At 63.8% G+C, this 15,472-nt stretch carries 15 protein-coding genes; 5 read left to right on the top strand and 10 right to left on the bottom strand.

The annotated features are described in order from the left end of the window. The first annotated feature begins 43 nt into the window (after nucleotides 1–43). Entirely contained in the window at nucleotides 44–520 is a 477-nt protein-coding gene (greA, locus tag LC060_RS11205) for a transcription elongation factor GreA (protein ID WP_226635597.1), read from the top strand. A gap of 108 nt (nucleotides 521–628) precedes the next feature. Here greA and LC060_RS11200 read toward each other — a convergent pair whose 3' ends face one another. The 5 genes from LC060_RS11200 to LC060_RS11180 form a co-directional block, all read right to left on the bottom strand. Next, the gene (locus LC060_RS11200; protein ID WP_039393863.1) at nucleotides 629–853 is read right to left on the bottom strand and encodes a DUF4170 domain-containing protein; all 225 of its coding nucleotides are present in this window, start codon (nucleotides 851–853) and stop codon (nucleotides 629–631) included. 126 nt (nucleotides 854–979) lie between these two features. Further along, complete coding sequence (locus LC060_RS11195) at nucleotides 980–1,519, bottom strand: hypothetical protein (protein ID WP_226635595.1); 540 nt, start codon at nucleotides 1,517–1,519, stop codon at nucleotides 980–982. After that, nucleotides 1,512–1,829 (bottom strand): hypothetical protein, encoded by a 318-nt coding sequence (locus LC060_RS11190; protein WP_226635593.1) that lies wholly within the window; start codon nucleotides 1,827–1,829, stop codon nucleotides 1,512–1,514. Before LC060_RS11190 ends, LC060_RS11195 begins: the two co-directional genes overlap by 8 nt. Further along, nucleotides 1,826–2,221 carry a phage holin family protein gene (locus tag LC060_RS11185; protein ID WP_226635591.1) on the bottom strand — a complete coding sequence of 132 codons (396 nt, stop codon included), beginning with the start codon at nucleotides 2,219–2,221 and terminating at the stop codon, nucleotides 1,826–1,828. Before LC060_RS11185 ends, LC060_RS11190 begins: the two co-directional genes overlap by 4 nt. A gap of 26 nt (nucleotides 2,222–2,247) precedes the next feature. Next, the gene (locus LC060_RS11180) at nucleotides 2,248–2,769 is read right to left on the bottom strand and encodes a hypothetical protein (protein WP_226635589.1); all 522 of its coding nucleotides are present in this window, start codon (nucleotides 2,767–2,769) and stop codon (nucleotides 2,248–2,250) included. A gap of 197 nt (nucleotides 2,770–2,966) precedes the next feature. Here LC060_RS11180 and eno point away from each other — a divergent pair, with 197 nt between their 5' ends. Then, complete coding sequence (gene eno, locus LC060_RS11175; RefSeq protein ID WP_226635587.1) at nucleotides 2,967–4,253, top strand: phosphopyruvate hydratase; 1,287 nt, start codon at nucleotides 2,967–2,969, stop codon at nucleotides 4,251–4,253. Between the two features lie 98 nt (nucleotides 4,254–4,351). Here eno and LC060_RS11170 read toward each other — a convergent pair whose 3' ends face one another. The 5 genes from LC060_RS11170 to LC060_RS11150 form a co-directional block, all read right to left on the bottom strand. Then, nucleotides 4,352–4,957: a MarR family transcriptional regulator gene (locus LC060_RS11170; protein ID WP_413465107.1), complete on the bottom strand. Its 606-nt coding sequence runs from the start codon at nucleotides 4,955–4,957 to the stop codon at nucleotides 4,352–4,354. Nucleotides 4,958–5,183: 226 nt separating this feature from the next. Further along, a complete protein-coding gene (locus tag LC060_RS11165; protein ID WP_159108105.1) occupies nucleotides 5,184–5,348 on the bottom strand; it encodes a hypothetical protein in 165 nt (54 codons plus the stop codon). 304 nt (nucleotides 5,349–5,652) lie between these two features. Beyond that, nucleotides 5,653–6,075 carry a 6,7-dimethyl-8-ribityllumazine synthase gene (gene ribH, locus LC060_RS11160; protein ID WP_039393850.1) on the bottom strand — a complete coding sequence of 141 codons (423 nt, stop codon included), beginning with the start codon at nucleotides 6,073–6,075 and terminating at the stop codon, nucleotides 5,653–5,655. Nucleotides 6,076–6,088: 13 nt separating this feature from the next. Then, entirely contained in the window at nucleotides 6,089–7,390 is a 1,302-nt protein-coding gene (ribB, locus tag LC060_RS11155; RefSeq protein ID WP_226635583.1) for a 3,4-dihydroxy-2-butanone-4-phosphate synthase, read from the bottom strand. 75 nt (nucleotides 7,391–7,465) lie between these two features. Beyond that, a complete protein-coding gene (locus tag LC060_RS11150; RefSeq protein WP_226635581.1) occupies nucleotides 7,466–8,509 on the bottom strand; it encodes a YihY/virulence factor BrkB family protein in 1,044 nt (347 codons plus the stop codon). Nucleotides 8,510–8,766: 257 nt separating this feature from the next. Between LC060_RS11150 and LC060_RS11145 the strand changes: the two genes are divergently transcribed. From LC060_RS11145 to LC060_RS11135, 3 genes are read left to right on the top strand one after another with little or no spacing between them, the layout of a single operon-like run. Continuing rightward, nucleotides 8,767–10,926, top strand: coding sequence for an autotransporter assembly complex protein TamA (locus tag LC060_RS11145; RefSeq protein ID WP_413465117.1), 2,160 nt, complete (start codon nucleotides 8,767–8,769; stop codon nucleotides 10,924–10,926). After that, nucleotides 10,926–15,176: a translocation/assembly module TamB domain-containing protein gene (locus LC060_RS11140; RefSeq protein ID WP_226635577.1), complete on the top strand. Its 4,251-nt coding sequence runs from the start codon at nucleotides 10,926–10,928 to the stop codon at nucleotides 15,174–15,176. Before LC060_RS11145 ends, LC060_RS11140 begins: the two co-directional genes overlap by 1 nt. After that, a complete protein-coding gene (locus LC060_RS11135) occupies nucleotides 15,176–15,403 on the top strand; it encodes a hypothetical protein (RefSeq protein WP_226635575.1) in 228 nt (75 codons plus the stop codon). The genes LC060_RS11140 and LC060_RS11135 overlap by 1 nt, the downstream gene beginning before the upstream one ends. Nucleotides 15,404–15,472: the final 69 nt, after the last annotated feature.

The following is a 15,472-nucleotide window of genomic DNA, read 5'->3' as shown; positions in this document are numbered from 1 at the left end:
CGCAGCGGGGCGAGCATGGGACGGCAACAGGAGGAAGATTTAGATGGCAAGTGTTGAAAAGCTGCCGATGCTCGCCGAGGGCTACGAACGGCTCATGGCAGAGATCAAGGCGCTGCGCGAAGAGCGTCCTCGGGTCGTCGATGCGATCGAGGAAGCGCGCGCGCATGGCGACCTTTCGGAAAATGCGGAATATCACGCGGCGAAGGAACGCCAGGGTCAGATCGAGGCCACGATCGGCGATCTTGAGGACAAGATCAGCCGCGCGCATATCGTCGATCCGGCAACGCTGTCGGGTGACAAGATCATCTTCGGCGCGACCGTGACCCTGCTCGACGATGACGACAAGCCGGTGAAGTACCAGATCGTGGGGCCGTATGAGGCCGACGCGAAGGCGGGGCGCATCAGCTACAACTCGCCGCTCGGCAAGGCGCTGATCGGCAAGAAGGTGAACGAAGAGGTCGAGGTGACCGTCCCTTCGGGTGACAAGTTCTACCTCGTCGAGAAGATCGACTTCATCTGATGTGACGTGCATTCCGGGCTGATCTGATCGCCCGGACCGCCACCGGCAAACGAAAAGAGCCGGGAAGGGTGTCCTTCCCGGCTCTTTTCGTGTGTGCCGAAATCTGGATCAGACTTCGTTGTTCTCGGGGTCGAGCAGACGGTGCAGGTGCACGATCACGTACTTCATCTCGGCGTCATCGACGGTGCGCTGTGCGGCCGACTTCCAGGCGTCCTTCGCGGTTGCCATGTTCGGGAACACGCCCACGATGTCCATGTCGTTGAGGTCGACGAATTCGAGACCGGTCGGATCCTTGACCCGGCCGCCCATCACGAGGTGAAGTTTCTGCTGCATGTGATGTGCCACTTTTTCCTGTTGGGAGACGCCTTGGCCCTATAATTTCCGACTGGGCTGGGGGCAAGGCCGGATCTTCCCGGAAATCGGGCTATTTCAGCTCCTGCAAATCATTATCAAGAAGCCTCAGTGGCCCACCTTCTTGCGCAGATCTTCCGCGAAATCCGCGAGTTTGTGCGTGCCTTCGCTGGTTGCCTCGCCTGCCTGTTCGATGCGCTTGCCGCTCTTGCGGGCGATGGAGGATGCAAAACCCAGCGCTGCAGTGGCCAATTTTTCAAGCTTGCCCGCGGCATAGTCGCCCGCGTGCTCGGCGCGTTCTTCGAGTCCTTCGAGGGCCGCATGGGTTTCGTCGCTTGCGCGGTGGCCGAGGAGGCGGATCTCGTCGCCAGCGCGCTTGCCGAACAGGAACGTGGTGGTGCCCGCCGTCTGGGCAATGCTGACTGCGCGCGTGGCCGCGCCGCGCGTCATCCGGCGCGGCAGGAGTGCGGCAACCGCTGCGCCAACCGCCAGGCCTCCGGCCACGGTGATAACCGGGTGGCGCTTCACGAAGCCGATCACTTTTTCGGAAGGACGCTCGTCCTTGCTTGAGGAGTGCAGGGCCACGATGTTGCCCGTATTCGCGCTGGTTGCCGAAGTGGCGGGGGTGGTGGGTTCGCTGTCAGCCATTGTCGGTGTCCTCTTCATGGTCGTGATCAAGCCGCAGCAGCGTCTCGACCCAGGAGATTAGGGGATTTCTGAATATCCAAAGCGCCAGCGCGGCGAGGGTTCCGCCCACGACCGCCGGGTTGTCCTCGACGACGGCCACGGCCTCGTCGAATGCGCCGCGCGCGGCCTCGACGGTCTCGTCGAGGATGCGCCCGGCAATGCCGCGCTCCTCCATGTCGGCGCGGATCGCGCCATAGCGCGCGTCGAAGGCGTCCTTGGCCGCATTGCGCACCTCGCGCTGTGCCATGACCTCTTGGGCCGAACTCTTCATGGCCGAGCCTCTTCGCTGGTCGTGTTGGCGATGACGCGCTTCATGGCGCCGAGCTTGCGCTTGGCATTCATTGCGCACAGCCCCGCGAGGACGGCAAGTCCAAGTGTGACAACGGCCATTGCGCCCCAGGCGCCGATCACCTGGCCAAGCGCGATGACGAGGCCGACCACGGCCGCCATGGCCGCAAAGAAAAGTAGCACAAGCCCGATGACGAGCAGGGCCACGATCTTCTTGACCTGCTGCCCGGCATAGGCCGCGCGCGCTTTTTGGAAGCCAAGTTCGGCCTTGGCGAGGACCTTGGCCTCATCGGCAAGGAGGCGCAGATCCTCGGCAAGGGTGACGTCGTCGGTTCCCGGGCTCGGCTCGGTCCCCGGCGGGGGTTGGTGAAGCATCAATCAGGCTCGGTCGTCAGGGGTGATCAGCTGCTTTTCGAAAACAGACGGCCCAGGACGTAGCCTGCGGCCACGGCCATGCCGACCGAAAGTGTCGGATTGGAGCGCACGAAGGCGCGGGTGTCCTCGCCCAGTTCCTCGAACGACTTTTCATCGAGGCGTGCGGCAGCGTCCTGCATCGACTTGGAGGCCGAGCGGGCATAATCGCCGTACTTCACGCCCGCCTTGTCGTCGATGTAGGCGACGTTGTCGTCGATGACCTTGGAGAGGCGCACGATGGCCTTGCTTGTCTGTGCCTTGCCTTCCACTGCATATTCGCCGGCCTTGGCCTTGGCGTCTGCAGCAAAGGCATCAGCCTTTCCGCGCGCCTCGTCCGAGCAGTGCTTTGCTTCCTCGTTCAGGCTGTCCTTCTTCTGGGAGAACTTGGCGCGATACTCGTCCGCAAGGGCGTGGGCGCCTGCCTTGGCTTCGTCGACCGCCTTGGTGAAGTGGCTCTTGGCGGCATCCGCGCCAGGGGTCGTCGTGTCGTCTACGGTGGATTCGACCATCGAGGTTTCCTTCCTTTGCCCAATCGCCGCAGTGTGCCTTTGCCCCGGCATCGCGTGCGGCGTCTGAATGATATGGTGTGCACACAGGGTAACACAAGCTACTCAATAATGCTGCAACGCAACTTGTCACAGGTTGTTCCGCTGCTTAGAGCGCCAACCAGAGTCACTGGAACGTGGCGACAGAGGAGGTTTCGAAAATGACCGCGATCATCGATATTCATGGCCGTGAAATTCTGGATAGCCGTGGCAACCCCACCGTGGAGGTTGACGTGCTGTTGGAAGACGGCAGCTTCGGCCGGGCCGCTGTGCCCTCGGGCGCGTCGACGGGTGCGCATGAAGCGGTCGAACTTCGTGACGGGGACAAGGACCGCTACCTGGGCAAGGGTGTGCTCAAGGCCGTGGACGCGGTTAACGACGATATCGCCGAGTGCCTGATCGGCCTCGATGCCGAAGACCAGCGCGACCTGGACTTGGCGATGATTGATCTCGACGGGACCGAGAACAAGAGCCGCCTGGGCGCGAACGCGATCCTGGGCACCAGCCTGGCGCTTGCCAAGGCGGCCGCGAATGCCCGTGGCTTGCCGCTCTATTCCTACATCGGTGGTGTCTCGGCGCATGTGCTGCCGGTTCCGATGATGAACATCATCAACGGCGGCGAGCACGCCGACAACCCGATCGATTTCCAGGAATTCATGATCATGCCGGTCGGCGCCGGTTCGATCACCGAGGCCGTGCGCTGGGGCGCCGAGATCTTCCACACGCTCAAGAAGGGTCTGTCGGAGAAGGGCCTGGCGACTGCGGTCGGTGACGAAGGCGGCTTTGCCCCCAACCTTGCCAGCACGCGCGATGCGCTCGACTTCGTGATGGCGTCCATCGAGAAGGCCGGCTTCAAGCCCGGCTCCGACATCCAGCTTGCCCTGGACTGCGCCTCGACCGAGTTCTTCCGCGAGGGCAAGTACGAGATCAGCGGTGAGGGGCTCTCGCTCGCCCCCGCCGCTTTCGCCGACTACCTTGCCGATCTGTGCGCGGCCTACCCGATCATCTCGGTCGAGGACGGCATGGCCGAGGACGACTTCGAAGGCTGGAAGGCGCTCACCGAAAAGGTTGGCGACAAGGTGCAGCTGGTGGGTGACGACCTCTTCGTGACCAACCCCAAGCGCCTGACCATGGGTATCGAGCAGGGCCTCGCCAACTCGCTCCTGGTCAAGGTCAACCAGATCGGCACGCTGACCGAGACCCTTGAGGCCGTCTCGATCGCGAACCGTGCCGGTTATACCGCCGTCATGTCGCACCGTTCGGGCGAAACCGAGGACGCGACCATTGCCGACCTCGCTGTTGCGACCAACTGCGGTCAGATCAAGACCGGCTCGCTCGCGCGTTCGGACCGGCTTGCCAAGTACAACCAGCTCATCCGCATCGAGGAAGAACTGGGCGGCGCGGCGCACTACGCCGGAGCCGAAGCCTTCAAGGTTTCGCTTGGCTGATAGGCCGATCTGGCAGGCGTACGCGTCACACGAAGGCGCGGCGCTCCTGGCTCAGAGTTGAAGAAGCCCCGGTACCACATTGGTATCGGGGCCTTTTTTTATTGCGCCTTGAGGGCTGCGGTCGTGCCGCCTTCTTCGAGCAAGACCACCGAGCGCGAGGCGGCGGTGAAGTACTCGAGCATGGCACCGTAGCCACGCGCGCTCAACTTCACGTAGACGCGGCGAGCATCGCCGGGATCTGCTTCGCGCAGGAGAAGTCCCTGTTTTTCCAGAATCGTGATCCAGCGTAGAGCGGTGGTGGACGGCACGGCAGAGCCGATGCATGCGCTCGTTACCGAAACGCTGCGCCGTTCCTTGGCGGCAATGAACAGGTCCAGAAGGATATCCCAGGCCGGTTCGCCAAACAGGTCGTCGGATTGGAAGATCTTGGAGCGCCGCCGCCGGTCTTCGTAGGTCTGTCGGGCGAGTTCTACCCAGATGGGATGGTCCTTGCGGCCCGTGTCGTTGGCGGACGTGGCTGCCCGCAGACGCCGTGTATGCCCATCGGCTGCGGCAAGATCGGGCAGGGCATCGAAAGGCGAGGCACCCTCGGGTGCGTCGTCGTCAAGTTCGAGCTGGCGCGCCATGGCCAGGAGCTCGTTGGCGATGCCGATCAGGCGGATCGCCTTGTTTCGGTTTCGCATCCTCTGGTCTGTATTTTCCATCAGTCCGGATCACCGTCGCACAAGGAGTGGGTGGTCCGATGGGCCGGATGGCCAACCGGGAGCCGAGATCCACATCGACGTCGGAGCAATCCTGCGTACAATTCCTGACTGAGCCGCATCATCCCCGCGTGCGGCCTTGGCGTCCCGTCCTGACGAATTCTTGCCCCGATCGTCTGACATGGTCCGACAACCTTAAGCGCGCTTACGGGACCGCGTCTTTACGAGGTTATTCCATTTCGGTTGCAGTTGGTAGCAGTTCGATCGATCGGTTGAGCAGCGTTACGGCTGCATCGAGATGGGCGGCGGCCACGCTTTCCCCTGCCATGTCGAGCTGGGCGAGGCGGTCGTAGAGATCATCGAGCAATTCCTGCAATTGAGCCCGGTCCTTCATGGTGCCGTTTCTCCTGTCGGCTGTTGGTGTACCGGCTGCGACCCCGGGTTTGGCTCCTTGTGAACGCCCCCTGGATCGGGCGTTCCGAGCCTGATGTCACATTAACATCCGTTATGGCTCTAAAACGCCATATGCCCCCTTCTTAGGGCCATTCGAGGGTAGAGCAATCGGGGTTTGCGCGCTGTTGCGTTTCGGGACTGGTGCGAGGGCGAAAGCTACCGTGCTTCCGCGACTGGCGCGCGCATGAAAAAGGGCGCCGGGCCAAGGCCGCGGCGCCCTTCGCAAGGCGGTGATGATGCCTTTCTTAGCGGCCGAACTTGTCCTGCAGCTTGAGCAGGGCAAGTGCCGCCTTGGCCGCTTCGCCGCCCTTGTCTTTCTGTGCCGGATCGGCGCGGACGAGGGCCTGCTCTTCGTTCTCGACGGTCAGGATGCCGTTGCCGATGGCGATGCCGTCCATGGTCAGCGCCATGATGCCGCGCGCGCTTTCACCCGCGACAATCTCGAAATGGTAGGTCTCGCCGCGGATGACGACGCCAATGGCGACATAGCCATCGTATTCACCGGCACCATCCGCGAGGGCGAGGGCTCCCGGGATCTCGAGCGCGCCGGGAACCGTGATGACGTCAACCGAATGGCCTTCGGCTTCCAGCGCCTTGCGGGCGCCTGCGACGAGCATGTCGTTGAGGTGGTCGTAGAAGCGGGCTTCGACGATGAGAAAACGAGCCATGGTGATAGCTTCCTTAGCTTTCGCTGGACGTGATGGGGCGTTCGCCGACGATATCGAGGCCATAGCCTTCGAGCGCGACGAGCGAATGACGGGTGTTGGTCAGGAGGATCATATCGTGGATTCCCAGTTCGGCGAGGATCTGCGCGCCCACGCCGTAATCGCGCAGCTCCTCCAGGTCCGGATTCTTTCCATCGCGGAACTGGCGCTTGAGGTCCATCACTTCGGAGAAAGATTGCGACATCGGGCTGTTGATGACGACGATGACGCCCGAGCCTTCCTCGGCGATGATCTTCATCGAGCGCTGCAGGAGGTCGGAGCGATCCTGCGATTCCTCGCCGAAGATGTCGACGAAGGTGGACAGCGTGTGCATGCGCACCAGCGTTGGCTGCGCGGGGTCGATGCGCCCCTTGACCAGCGCGATGGTCTCATCGCCGGTCGCACGGTTGTGGTAGCAGCAGGCCGTCCACTGGCCGCCATAGCGGCTCGTGAAGGTCAGCTCGTTGGTCTTCTCAACCATGCGGTCGTGCTTGCGGCGGTAGGCGATGAGATCGCGAATGGTGCCGATCTTGAGGTCGTGCAGGCGCGCGAAGCTGACAAGATCGTCCATGCGGGCCATCGTCCCGTCATCCTTCATGATCTCGCAGATCACGCCCGAGGGGTTGAGACCTGCGAGGCGCGAGATGTCGACCGCGGCCTCGGTGTGGCCGGTGCGCACGAGAACGCCACCATCACGGGCGCGCAGCGGAAAGACGTGGCCGGGGGTGACGATGTCGGCCTTGGACTTGGTGCCGTCGATGGCAACCGACACGGTGCGGGCACGGTCACCGGCAGAGATGCCCGTGGTCACGCCCTCGCGCGCCTCGATCGAGGTGGTGAAGGCGGTCTCGTGTCGGGTGCCGTTCTGCTGGCTCATCAGATCGAGGCCGAGTTCGTCGACGCGCTGGTTGGTGAGCGAGAGGCAGATGAGCCCGCGGCCGTGGGTCGCCATGAAGTTGATCGCGGCGGGCGTCGCCATCTGGGCCGGGATGACGAGATCGCCCTCGTTCTCGCGGTCCTCGTCGTCGACGAGGATGAACATGCGGCCGTTGCGCGCCTCGTCGATGATCTCCTCGATGGGGACGAGGACAGGGGTCTCGTCGTTCGAGAAGAGCACGTGTTCGAGCTTGGCGAGGGTTTCGGTGGTGGGGTTCCAGCTATCCTCGGTGCAGTCGCGCAGGGTGTTGGCGTGGAGGCCGGCGGCGCGGGCAAGCCCGGCGCGGCTCATGCCGCCTTCGGTGATGAGCTTGCGGACCTGGTCGATGACTTTGGAGGGCATTGGTCTTTCTCACATTGCGATGTGCGGCCGTTAGACCTTTATCACATCACAATGCAAGGGGTGAATATCCGATGGTCAGCTATCGAGGCGTTGGCGCGCCAGACGCGCGCGACGAACCTTGTGCTGCTCGAGATCCTCGAGCGTGGGGATCGTGTCATCGAGAATGTCAGCCAGGACCGCGCCGCGCTCGCCGGGAGGGCGTGTGCGGCCCGCGGTCGTGTCGCGGAATACCTGCCGCTCGATCTCGGCGTTGAGCAGGGCGCCCAGCAGGACCCCGTAGGCCGAGAGGTAAAGCCACATCAGGAAGACGACGATGGCCGAGAGCGATCCGTAGGTGGCGTTGTAGTCGCTGATATAGGCGACATAGAACGAGAAGCCGAACGAGATCGCCAGCCACAGGAAGGTGGCCAGCATCGCGCCGGGCGCCAGCCAGCGCCATTTGGCCGGGCGTCGGTCGGGCCCGAAGCGCATGATGAGGGCAAAGCCGCTGGTGCCCAGGATCAACGCGGCGAGCCATGTCAGCCAGGTAAACAGGGTTGCGGTCGAGGTGCCAAGGTAGAACGAGGCCTGGCGTTGCAGCCAGGTGAAGACGCCGCCTGCCAGGACGCCGGTCAGCGCAATGAAGACGGCGGCCAGGGTCAGGCTTGCAGCGCGCAAGGAAACCGCGATGGTGCCGCGCGTCTCGTGCTCCTCGTTGACGATGTTGAGCGCGCTGATCATGCCGTTGGCCGCGCGCATCCCGCCGAAGATGGCGAAGAACAGCGCAATGACAAGAGCAAGGCCGGTAACGCCCGAGCTGGTCGAAACGATCTGAATGAGCTGCGCCTGAAGGACCTGGGCGACTTCGGGCGGGACGACATCGACGATGCTCTGCATCTGCTTGCGCACGGTGTCGGCATCGCCGACCAGGCCGTAGATCATCACCGTCGCGGCGATCAGCGGTGTCAGCGCGAGGAAGCAGTAGAACGCCAGTCCTCCTGCCAGAAGGCCCAGTTCATGGAAGCCCGCCATGATCCAGACTCTGCGCAGGATTCGCAGCCAGGCGCGGGGCGGCATCTGCAGGGGCCAGTTGGAATCCGCACCGGGCGGGGCGTCAGGGGGGAGATAGTCCTCGGTCATGCGCTAACAAACTGAACGGGAACCATTGTGGTTGCAATGCGATAAGGGTTATCGGCGGTGTGGACACGGCCTTGGCGCGCATGGGGACAGAAACAGCGTTGTTTATGAACGGACTAAGCGATACACCTTGTCTCCGTACCCGAACCAGGGGGGCACGTGTTATCCGCTGCGGCTGCGCACTTTTGTCACTTTCGGTCGGCCTGGCCTACGCCGCGCCCGTTCTGGCGCAGGAAAGCCAGGTGCCGGGCGATCCGGCCATGCAGGAACGTGCCGAGGCGCCGTCCTCGCTGAAGGCTGGGGCCATGGATGTGCCCGCGCTGCCGGACGCGTCTGGCCTGCCCGAGGTCGAGCCTGTCATCGATGATGAGGAATTCAATTCTCGCGTGCCCGATCTGGGCGCGAGCGAGGATCCCGAACTCGACAAGCCGCTCGAATCGATCGCCGATTTCGAACGCCGCATGGCCGGTGATGGCGAAAATCAGGACGCGCGTGCGCCAGAAGCTCCCGTGCAGACGGTGCAGACGCTTCCCAACGATGCGCAGGCTGTCCCTCAGATCGAAAACGCGCCCATTCGCGACGCCGAACTTTCCGAGCCTTTGCCGCCGCTTGACCAGTTCGAGGTGACCCCGGTTGAATTCGCCGAGGAGGGCGGCGAGGAGGAGCAGGGCGAGGTGCGCTACCGCGTCGAGCTCGAGGGGCTTGAAAGCGCGGACGAGGAAAGCCCGACGGCGATCAAGAGCATGTTCAACTCGCTCTCCGCCCTCGAGAAGGGCGATGGCAAGGCGAACAACTCCGCCATGGTCTCGGCCCGTCTTGAGGAAGACGCGCAGCTTCTCCAGACCCTGCTCGAGGCGGATGGCTGGTATACTCCGCGCATCCGTACGCGACTTGCTCCTGCGCGCGACAGCGATGAGGGCGAACTTACCGCGCGCATTTCGGTGGTTCCCGGGCAACGCTTCACGTTCTCGGATATCGTGATTGAGGCTGATCCGACCGAGCCGGAAGGTCTTATCGCGGAGAACATGCCGCTCAAGGTCGGAGAGCCGATCGTGGCGCAGCGCGTGCAGGGCGCCGAGGCGCGCGTGGCAGTAGCCTTGCCGCAGAACGGTTATCCTTTCGCCAAGGTCGGCCAGCGCGACATCCTGCTCGACCGCGATACAGGCGATGGCGTCTACACGCTGCCCGTCACGATTGGTCCGCGCGGACGCTTCGGCGGTATCACCACCGATGGCGACACGGCCTTCGATGCCGAGCACGTGGAAGTGCTGGCGCGTTTCGAGGAGGGAGATCTCTACGACAGCCGCATGGTCGACGATCTGCGCAAGGCGCTCATCGGCACCAGCCTGTTCTCGACGGTCGCGGTGGAGCCCGAACAGACAGGCGAGGTGCTGGAGGACGGCACCGAGGCGGTGCGCCTCCACGTCAAGCAGGACAAGGGCCCTGCCCGCACGATCGCCGGTTCGCTCGGCTATGCTGCGGGTGAGGGCATCACCGCGCAGGCGGCCTGGACCCACCGCAACATGTTCCCGCCCGAAGGTGCGGTTAGCGTCAACGGAATCCTCGGCACACAGCAGATGGGGCTTGGCAGTACGTTCCGCCGTTCCAATGCGGGCCAGCGTGACCGCACGCTTGAGCTGACCGCCGAGGCGTTCTACAACGACTACGACGCTTACGACGCCTATACCGGACGCCTCGCGGCGCGCATCAGCCGCGATTCCACGCCCTTGTGGCAGAAGCGGCTCACTTATGGCGTCGGTGTCGAACTGATCGGGACGGCCGAGACCGACTATCGCCCCGAAACGGGTGATCGCAGCCGCCGCACCTACTACATCGCGGGCGTCAACGGGCAGCTCGGATGGGACACGTCCGACAGCCTCCTCGATCCGACCAAGGGCTTCCGCCTGACCACGCTGATCCAGCCCGAGGCAACCCTCAACAAGGGGTTCAATCCTTACCTGCGCGCGCGCATCGATGGCTCGGCCTACTACCCGGTGACCGACAGCCTGGTGATCGCCGGGCGCGTGCGTTTCGGCACGATCCAGGGCGTGGGGCTGTTTGATCTCGCGCCCTCGCGGCGCCTCTATGCCGGTGGCGGCGGTTCGGTGCGTGGCTTCAGCTATCAGGGGCTTGGTGAACAGGCCCCCGATGACCGTCCGGTCGGTGGCCGCAGCCTCAACGAGGGCTCTGTCGAAGCGCGGTATCGCTTCGGAAACTTCGGTGTGGTTGCCTTCGTTGATGCAGGCCAAGCCTATCGCGAGACCATGCCACAGTTCAACGATATCCGTTACGGCGTGGGTATCGGCGGTCGCTTCTACACCAATTTTGGACCGATGCGTCTTGATGTGGCGACGCCCATCAACCGGCGTCCAGGAGAATCTTCCATCAACGTCTATGTCTCGATCGGGCAGGCCTTCTGATGGCCCAGGACGAACTTCCCGACACCGGCGAAAGCGACACGGTGGAAACCGCTCCGACCAAGCCGAGCCTGTGGCATCGCGCGCGCGTACGCCTTGTAAAGACGGTCGTGGCTGCGGTGCTGGGGATCGTGGTGCTTGTCGCGGCCGTGATCTTCGGCATCGATACCGGGCCTGGGCATCGCTTCGTGGCCGAGCAGATCGCGGGTCTCACCTTCGAGAACGGCATGCGGCTTCGCGTCGGCCGGATCGAGGGATCCCTATACGGCGAGATGACGCTGCATGACCTCTCGGTGCGTGATACGAAGGGGGAATTCCTCTTTTCGCCCGAAATCCATGTCGACTGGCGGCCCTTTGCCTATCTCCAGAACCACGTCGATGTGCGCAGCGCGACAGCGCAGCAGATGGTTCTGCGCCGCGTGCCGGTGTTCAAGGAGGCCCCGCCGAGCGAAGGCCCGCTGCTTCCCGATCTCGACATCGACATCGGCGAGCTGCGGATCGACCGTTTCATCGCCGAGGCGCCGGTTTCGGGCGAACGTCGCATCATGGCGCTATCGGGAGAGACGCATATTTCCGATGGCCGGGCCATCGTTGATGCCAAGGGCGCGACAATTCCCATCGAAGGCAAGGAGGGGGGCGATAGTTTCCTCGTGAAACTCGACGCTCAGCCTGCGAAAAATCGCCTTGGTATCGATCTGGACCTTAAGGCGCCCACCGAGGGTGTCATTGCCGCGCTTGCTGGCCTCACCCAGCCGATGGACCTGGCGCTGACCGGCAAGGGTGACTGGGCGAGCTGGGATGGCACGCTGGAGGGCACGTACGGCGGCGCACCGCTGGCGGATCTCACCCTGCGCGCGCGCGACGGCACCTTCCAGGTTCGCGGAGACACGCAGGTTGCGCGTCTTTTCGAAGGGCCGACAGCGGCCCTGCTGGGGCCGATCACCCGGCTTGATGTGACCGCCGCACTTGCCGAGCGCAGCTTGGCGCTCAAGGGACAGGTCAGCAGCGATGCTTTCCGTCTCGTGCCTGCGGGCCGGATCGACCTGTCCAACAACACCTTCGAGGACTTCGCGCTCGACTTCACCTTGCTCAGCCCTTCGGTGCTCACCGAAAACCTGCACGGTTCGGGGGTCGATGCGCATCTTGCGCTGGATGGCGCCTTTGCGACGCCGTCCGTGGACTACGAGATCACGGCCGCGCGCCTGGTCATGAACGACATGGGACTGCAGGGTTTCACAGCACGTGGCGCGGCGACGGTCGATGCCGAGCGGATACTCATTCCGGTCTCGGCGCGTGTCGCCCGCATCACGGGGCTCGACGCGGTCGCCGGAGGAACCCTGGAGCAGGTGCGCCTTGATGGCGATGTCGCGGTCAAGGGGACGCGCATCCTTTCGGACAACATGCGCCTGCGCTCTGACCGCATCGATGCCGGGCTGCTCCTGGCCGCGGACATGAGCGAGGGCTTCTATACCGGCGCGCTCGACGGACGGATCGACAACTACGAGCTTTCCAGCGTCGGCATCTTCACGATCAACGCCGACATGGAGCTGAAGGGCGAGGGCGCGAACTATGGCCTCGACGGTACGGTTAAGGCGCGTTCGACCAAGCTCCTCAACGAGAATGTCGCGACCTACCTTGGCGGCGATTTTGCGGTGTCCTCACGCGTGCGTTACGGCGCGGACGGTGTGGCGCGCTTTTCGAACGTCAACCTGACTGCGCCTTACCTCAACGTGCGGGGCGGATCGGGCCTGTGGTCGCCTGATGGCCGTATTGCGTTCAACGCCGATGGCACGTCCGAGCAGTACGGCGCGATTGCCGTACGGGTAAAGGGCACCATGACCGATCCCGACGCGCACCTCACGGCTGAACGGCCGGGGCTGGGCATTGGTCTTGCCAATGTCGATGCGCGCGTGACCGGGGCGAAGGGCGGCTACCGTCTCGATATGACGAGCGATACCGATTACGGACCGCTCACGGCCGACGTCACGCTGGAAATGGCCAAGGCCATGGCGGTGCAAATCAATTCCGCTACGCTTTCAGGAATCGATTTCGCCGGACGCCTTGTCCAGACCGCCAGTGGGCCTTTCGCCGGTCAGCTGAGCGCCTCGGGCAATGGGGTCGGCGGCAAGGTCGATCTTTCGGCGGACGGCGAATACCAGGCCGCGAAGTTCAACCTGCGCGCCAAGGACACGGTGTTCCAGGGGCCTGCAAACCTCGCCATCGGTTCGGCTATCATTGATGGGCGTGCGGTGCTCTACGATCAGCCGCTGCTCGTCGCCGACGCGCAGGTGTCGGGCGTCAGCATGGGCGAATACGATCTGGCCGCAGGGCGCGTGCTGATCGATTACCGCGACGGTGCTGGCAAGGCGAAGGGGCTGATCGAGGGTGTGAGCGGTATTCCCTTCCGGCTTGGCTTCAACGCCGAGATGCAGCCTGAATTGTGGCGAGTGGCCCTGCGCGGTCGTATGCGCGGACAGACCGTCAAGACGATCAACCCGGCCCGCATTGCGATCAAGGAGGATGGCTACGAGCTTCTGCCCAGCGCCGTCTCGATTGGCGGAGGCACCTTGCGCCTTTCGGGTGACTATGGCGCGGGCATGTCGCTCAAGGCGCGGCTTGAAGGGCTCGACGTCGCCATGGCCAATGCCTTCATGCCGGGCCTCGGCCTTGGGGGTACGGTCAATGGCAGCGTCGATTTCGCGCAGGAAAATGCGGCCTCCTTCCCGCAGGCCGACGCACGCCTGACGCTTGCGAACTTCACGCGGACCAGTTCCAGCACTGTGAGCGAGCCGGTGAACATGAACCTTGTCGGCAAGCTGCTGGCCGACGGGGCGGAAGTGCGCTCGGTCGTACGCCGCCGAGGCAGCGTGATCGGCCGTATGGCCGCCAACCTGCGGCCGCTTCCGGCGAGCGAAGGCCCATGGATGACACGGCTTCTCGAAGCGCCCTTGAGCGGTGGTATCCGTTACAACGGGCCGGCTGCCACGCTGTTCTCCTTTGCGGGCCAGCCTGGCCAGTCGCTGACGGGCTCTGTGGGGCTCGCTGCGGACTTTTCCTGCAAGCTCATGGATCCATGCCTGGAGGGTGTGGTTAAGGGCCGGGGCCTGACCTATGAGAACCAGGCCTATGGCACCCGGCTTTCGGAGATGGATCTGGAAGGTGCCTTTACGGGGGACCGCTTCGCCCTGCGCTCGCTGACCGGCAAGGCTGGCGCTGGCACTATCGATGCCAGCGGCTTTGTCAGCCTGTCGGCAGCGGGTGGCTATCCGATGGATATCCAGGTCGAACTCGACGATGCGCGCCTGGCCAAGAGCAGCTCGCTGTCGGCCAGCGCCAGCGGTTCGCTGCGCTTCCAGAAGAAGGCGAGCGAAACGCCGCTCCTGTCCGGTGAAATCCGGCTTCCCGAGACACGCTATCAGATCGTGATGGACAGCGTCTCCGAGGTACCCAAGCTGACCGGCGTGCGCTTCAAGCCGCGTCGTGGTCCGGTTCGCGTGACAGGCGACGAGGAAGCGGAGAGCATGGCAGGCGCCTTCGGCAACATCCGCCTCGACCTCCATCTTGTCGCACCTGAAAAGCTCTACGTTTCCGGTATGGGCCTGGAATCGGAGTGGTCGGCCGACTTTACCATCAATGGCACCAGCAGTGAGCCGACAATGGCTGGCCAGGTGGAACTTGTTCGCGGGACCCTGGGCTTTGCGGGCCGCTCCTTCGATCTCAGCGAGGGTCTCATCACCTTCAATGGAGGCCGGACGATCGACCCCACGGTTGCCATCACCGCGACCGAAGCGATCGAGGACGTCCAGGTGAGCGTGATCGTTTCGGGCCAGGCCTACGATCCGCAGTTCGACTTCAATTCCTCGCCCAGCCTGCCCGACGACGAGATCGTCTCACGTATCCTGTTCGGCAGTTCGGTGGCGAACCTCTCGGCCATCCAGGCCGTACAGCTCGCCTCCTCCCTCAACTCGCTGCGGGCTTCGGGGGGCGGTCTCAACCCGCTCGGATCGCTGCGCTCGGCGACCGGGGTCGACCGGCTGCGTATCCTGGGCGCGGATGAGGACAGCGGGCGCGGAACCGCGCTTGCTGCAGGTCAGTACCTGACCGACGACATCTACGTCGAACTCATCACCGATGCCCGCGGGTTCACCGCGACGCAGCTGGAGGTCAGCGTGACCAACTGGCTCTCGGTTCTGAGCCAAGCGGGTGGTTCGGGCGTCAACAGCGTCAACGTGCGCATCCGGAAGGATTACTGATGCCGCGATGTGCGAGTGTCTTGCGATCCCTGGTGCTGGCCCTGGCGCTGGCAGGTGCGGGCTTGCTCGCCGCCTGCCAGCAGGAGCCCGGGTTCGAGGAGCGCTACGAGGAGGCCACGAAGCGCATTGAGGCGAGCAGCAAGGCGATTGATGCGCAGCTGACCCCTTCGGCACCTACGGCCGCTCCTACGGGCGGCGAAGGCGTTAGCACTGCTCCTGTCAGGTAGGCCTGAGGCAACCTCGTGTTTACCTGCACTTGCTAACGATTGCAGACCAAGGTCGCGCATCACGAGAGG

This window comes from Novosphingobium profundi (assembly GCF_020524485.1).
Classification (GTDB): Bacteria; Pseudomonadota; Alphaproteobacteria; order Sphingomonadales; family Sphingomonadaceae; genus Novosphingobium; species Novosphingobium profundi_A.
This window is presented reverse-complemented; position numbering and strand designations above follow the sequence as displayed.

Excerpts from the sequence above, each read along its gene's own strand:
- greA (WP_226635597.1), top strand. The coding sequence starts at position 44 with ATGGCAAGTGTTGAAAAGCTGCCGATGCTCGCCGAGGGCTACGAACGG.
- LC060_RS11200 (WP_039393863.1), bottom strand. The coding sequence starts at position 853 with ATGCAGCAGAAACTTCACCTCGTGATGGGCGGCCGGGTCAAGGATCCG.
- ribH (WP_039393850.1), bottom strand. The coding sequence starts at position 6,075 with ATGGCTCGTTTTCTCATCGTCGAAGCCCGCTTCTACGACCACCTCAAC.
- LC060_RS11140 (WP_226635577.1), top strand. The coding sequence starts at position 10,926 with ATGGCCCAGGACGAACTTCCCGACACCGGCGAAAGCGACACGGTGGAA.
- LC060_RS11145 (WP_413465117.1), top strand. The coding sequence starts at position 8,767 with ATGCAGGAACGTGCCGAGGCGCCGTCCTCGCTGAAGGCTGGGGCCATG.
- LC060_RS11135 (WP_226635575.1), top strand. The coding sequence starts at position 15,176 with ATGCCGCGATGTGCGAGTGTCTTGCGATCCCTGGTGCTGGCCCTGGCG.
- ribB (WP_226635583.1), bottom strand. The coding sequence starts at position 7,390 with ATGCCCTCCAAAGTCATCGACCAGGTCCGCAAGCTCATCACCGAAGGC.
- LC060_RS11185 (WP_226635591.1), bottom strand. The coding sequence starts at position 2,221 with ATGCTTCACCAACCCCCGCCGGGGACCGAGCCGAGCCCGGGAACCGAC.
- eno (WP_226635587.1), top strand. The coding sequence starts at position 2,967 with ATGACCGCGATCATCGATATTCATGGCCGTGAAATTCTGGATAGCCGT.
- LC060_RS11180 (WP_226635589.1), bottom strand. The coding sequence starts at position 2,769 with ATGGTCGAATCCACCGTAGACGACACGACGACCCCTGGCGCGGATGCC.
- LC060_RS11195 (WP_226635595.1), bottom strand. The coding sequence starts at position 1,519 with ATGGCTGACAGCGAACCCACCACCCCCGCCACTTCGGCAACCAGCGCG.
- LC060_RS11165 (WP_159108105.1), bottom strand. The coding sequence starts at position 5,348 with ATGAAGGACCGGGCTCAATTGCAGGAATTGCTCGATGATCTCTACGAC.
- LC060_RS11150 (WP_226635581.1), bottom strand. The coding sequence starts at position 8,509 with ATGACCGAGGACTATCTCCCCCCTGACGCCCCGCCCGGTGCGGATTCC.
- LC060_RS11170 (WP_413465107.1), bottom strand. The coding sequence starts at position 4,957 with ATGGAAAATACAGACCAGAGGATGCGAAACCGAAACAAGGCGATCCGC.
- LC060_RS11190 (WP_226635593.1), bottom strand. The coding sequence starts at position 1,829 with ATGAAGAGTTCGGCCCAAGAGGTCATGGCACAGCGCGAGGTGCGCAAT.